General features: G+C 42.0%; 2 protein-coding genes. One reads left to right on the top strand and one right to left on the bottom strand.

What is annotated here, in order from left to right:
* Positions 1 to 256 precede the first annotated feature (256 nt).
* Complete coding sequence (gene uvrA / locus ARSQ2_RS10190; RefSeq protein ID WP_181995233.1) at positions 257 to 3,091, bottom strand: excinuclease ABC subunit UvrA; 2,835 nt, start codon at positions 3,089 to 3,091, stop codon at positions 257 to 259.
* Between the two features lie 264 nt (positions 3,092 to 3,355).
* On the opposite strand from uvrA, the gene ARSQ2_RS10185 reads away from it, so the two are divergent.
* Entirely contained in the window at positions 3,356 to 3,886 is a 531-nt protein-coding gene (locus tag ARSQ2_RS10185) for a single-stranded DNA-binding protein (protein WP_181995232.1), read from the top strand.
* Positions 3,887 to 4,202 lie beyond the last annotated feature (316 nt).

Raw genomic sequence — 4,202 nt, 5'->3', positions numbered from 1 at the left:
CCGAAATTGCTTCCCTGTTTCTCGGATACTCAACCCTTCTTTCTTCCATCGTAAATATCACTTTACGTCTAAAATCAATTGAATAGCTCATATAAATAATTTCATCAAAATTAAGTCGCTTAGCTATATCAGCATGGAACTAGCATAAAAAAATTTCTTATTATCAAATATTGCACTTTGATTATTGCTCAACAATATTGTTCCCGGCAGCTGGGCCGGGCTATTTTTTAATTTTGATAGCGGAAATTACTGCTGATTAGTAACCGCGTTTTAGGATCGGTTTTAAAAATTGAGCAGTATGTGATTGCTTACATTTGACTATCTTCTCGGGTGTACCGGCAAATAAAATCTCACCACCACCACTACCGCCTTCAGGCCCCAGATCAACGATCCAGTCGGCGGTCTTAATCACATCTAAATTGTGTTCAATAATCACAATAGTATTGCCCTGATCACGGAGTTGATTTAGTACATGCAACAGTTGTTGAATATCAGCAAAATGTAAACCGGTAGTCGGTTCATCCAAAATATAGAGCGTTTGACCGGTACCGCGTTTGGAAAGTTCGCGAGATAACTTAACCCGTTGTGCTTCACCACCCGATAAGGTTGTTGCGGATTGACCTAAACGAATATAGGAAAGCCCAACGTCAATCAATGTTTGCAATTTACGCGCTAACGCTGGAACCGCAGCAAAATATTCACGTGCTTCCTCAATGGTCATTTTTAATACTTCGTGAATATTTTTACCTTTATATTTGATCTCTAACGTTTCACGATTATAGCGTTTGCCTTTACAGTGATCACAGGGAACATAGACATCGGGCAGAAAATGCATCTCAACTTTGATCACGCCATCACCCTGGCAGGCTTCGCAGCGACCGCCTTTGACATTAAAACTAAACCTTCCTGGTGTATAACCCCGCGCACGAGACTCGGGTACGCCGGCAAATAATTCACGTACTGGCGTAAATACGCCAGTGTAGGTGGCTGGATTGGAACGTGGCGTTCTGCCAATCGGGCTTTGGTCAATATCAATCACTTTATCGAAATACTGTAAACCTTCGATACCGGTGTAAGGTGCTGGAGTGGCATTAGTAGCTTTATTTAATTGACGCTGAGCAATAGGAAATAACGTATCATTAATTAGAGTTGATTTACCTGAGCCGGAAACGCCGGTAATACAGGTAAATAAGCCAACAGGCAACTCCAGCGTGACATTTTTTAGATTATTACCTTGTGCACCAATCAGTTTCAGGGTTTTTTCTGCATCGATAGCTACTCGTTTGGGCGGGATCCCGATTTTACGTTGACCAGTAAGGTATTTACCGGTTAATGAATCTGGATTGCTAATAATATCGTCCAGGTTGCCTTGAGCAACAATACGTCCTCCATGTATGCCGGCGCCTGGGCCGATATCGATAATGTGATCGGCAGCACGGATCGCATCTTCATCATGTTCCACCACTATAACCGTATTGCCTAAATTACGTAAATGCAGCAGAGTCTTTAACAACCGGTCATTATCTCGTTGATGTAAACCAATTGATGGCTCATCCAATACATACATGACACCAACTAAACCGGCACCGATTTGGCTTGCCAGCCGAATGCGCTGTGCTTCGCCACCGGATAATGTTTCAGCTGGGCGGGAAAGAGACAGGTAATTTAATCCCACATTGACCAAAAATTTTAACCGATCGTTAATCTCTTTCAGAATTTTTTCCGCAATTTGTGCTCGTTGCCCACTGAGCTGCAATGTTTCGAAAAATGTCATGGCATGGCCGATACCAAAATCAGAAATTTCAGGCAGGGTGGTATTTTCAATAAATACATAACGGGCTTCTTGCCGTAAGCGAGTGCCATGGCAAGCAATACATGGCCGATTATTGATATATTTTGTCAACTCCTCGCGTACCGCCATCGACTCGGTTTCTTTATAGCGACGCTCCATATTATGGATCACGCCTTCAAAAGGATGGCATCTGACAGTAACATTGCCGCGATCGTTTTGATATTTAAATTCAATCGCTTCTTTGCCGGAGCCATATAAGATCATTTGCTTGATCGATGGTTCTAACGAACTAAGCGTGGCTTCAACATCAAATTTATAGTGTTTAGCTAACGACTGTAGCATCTGGAAATAATAAAAATTACGGCGATCCCAACCACGAATTGCCCCGCCAGCTAAAGAAATTTCCTCATTTTGGATCACTCGTTCTGGATCGAAAAATTGTTGTACTCCGAGCCCATCACAGGAACTACAGGCACCCGCTGGATTGTTAAAAGAAAACAGGCGCGGTTCTAACTCGCTCATGCTATAACCGCAGACAGGGCAGGTAAAATTAGCGGAGAAAACTAATTCAGTTGCCTGGTTGTCATCCATATCAGTGATAACTGCAGTACCACCTGATAACTCAAGAGTGGTTTCAAACGATTCAGCTAGTCGTTCTGCCAGGTCAGCGCGAACTTTAAAACGATCAACCACCACTTCAATAGTATGTTTTTTATGTAGTTGTAATTTAGGTGGATCGGATAGATCGCACACTTCACCATCAATGCGGGCGCGAATATAACCTTGGGCTGCCAGATTATCCAGTAGCTTGATATGTTCACCTTTACGTTCTTTAACTACCGGTGCTAGCAACATTAGTCGCTTACCTTCCGGCAGCGCCAGGACATGATCAACCATCTGACTAACGGTCTGGGCGGCTAACGGAATATCGTGATCTGGACAGCGGGGTTCGCCGACACGGGAAAACAATAAACGTAAATAATCATGGATTTCGGTAATGGTACCTACCGTTGAACGTGGATTGTGTGAAGTGGATTTCTGTTCAATTGAGATGGCTGGTGACAGCCCTTCAATATGATCAACATCCGGTTTTTCCATTAAGGATAAAAACTGCCGAGCATAGGCAGACAGTGACTCAACATAACGGCGCTGACCTTCTGCATACAGGGTATCAAATGCCAGAGAAGATTTTCCTGAACCTGATAACCCAGTAATAACAATTAATTTATCGCGAGGAATAATTAAATTGATATTTTTTAAATTATGGGTGCGCGCACCTCTGACTTCAATGTTATCCATATACCACATCCCGGATGAGAACATATTCAAACAATAAATAAAACGTTTTATTATTACACAATTTTGGCTAAATGAATATACAGTACAGTATAGGGAGTCATATTCTGCAATTTAATAGCCAAACTTGAAAAAATTTAGCAATATTGCAGTATAATTTTCTAAGGCGTTTCGCAAAGCGAAATGGCAACGGTTTGGTTTGCATATTCAATAACGTGTTAGCATGTTAAACTAGCAATATAAAAATTAATTCATCAGGAGTAGAGAATGGCCAGCAGAGGCATTAACAAAGTCATACTTATCGGCAACTTGGGACAAGATCCTGAAATTCGTTACATGCCAAATGGTGGTGCGGTTGCGAATCTTACTCTGGCAACCTCTGAAAGTTGGCGTGATAAGCAAAGTGGTGAAATGCGGGAAAAAACAGAATGGCACCGCGTTGTGATCTTTGGCAAGCTGGCGGAAGTAGCAGGTGAATATTTGCGTAAAGGTTCACAAGTTTATATAGAAGGGTCACTACAAACTCGTAAATGGCAAGATCAAAATGGCCAGGATCGCTACTCTACCGAAGTGGTGGTGAATATTGGTGGTACCATGCAAATGTTAGGTGCGCGTGGTGGCTCACAAGAAGGCATGCCACAAAATAATCCAGCGGGTGGTTGGGTGCAACCACAACAGCCGCAACAGCCAAAACCAACTCAACAGTTTAGTGGTAACGCGCCAGCCCCTGCTGCCCATTCTGGTAAAACTGCTCCAGCTGAGCCACCCATTCATTTCGATGATGATATTCCGTTTTAAAAAATACATAGAGTAATTTGTTAAATTTCAATCTGTAAGCCCCCGTGATTCGGGGTTCACCTTTATTTATAAAGGTAATATTCACTTGAGAACTTTTTGGTTATCAGCCACGTTTGTGATAAGTGTGAAGTTAAAAGAATCGGTGAGTCACTACCGCCAAGTGTGAAGTTAAAAAATTATTAGCCTCGCTTTTGCGAGGCTTTTTGCTATGAAGGAGTTGATTGGTGAAGTTTTACGTTATTGATGATACTTAGATAAAATATAGCTAAGCGACTTAATTTTAATTACACCATATTGAGTGCGAAAAAAATATCTG

Origin of the sequence: Arsenophonus endosymbiont of Bemisia tabaci Q2 (assembly GCF_902713415.1) — a bacterium.
Taxonomy (GTDB): domain Bacteria; phylum Pseudomonadota; class Gammaproteobacteria; order Enterobacterales; family Enterobacteriaceae; genus Arsenophonus.
Note: the sequence above shows the minus strand (reverse complement) of the source record. Positions and strands in the feature narration are given on the sequence as shown.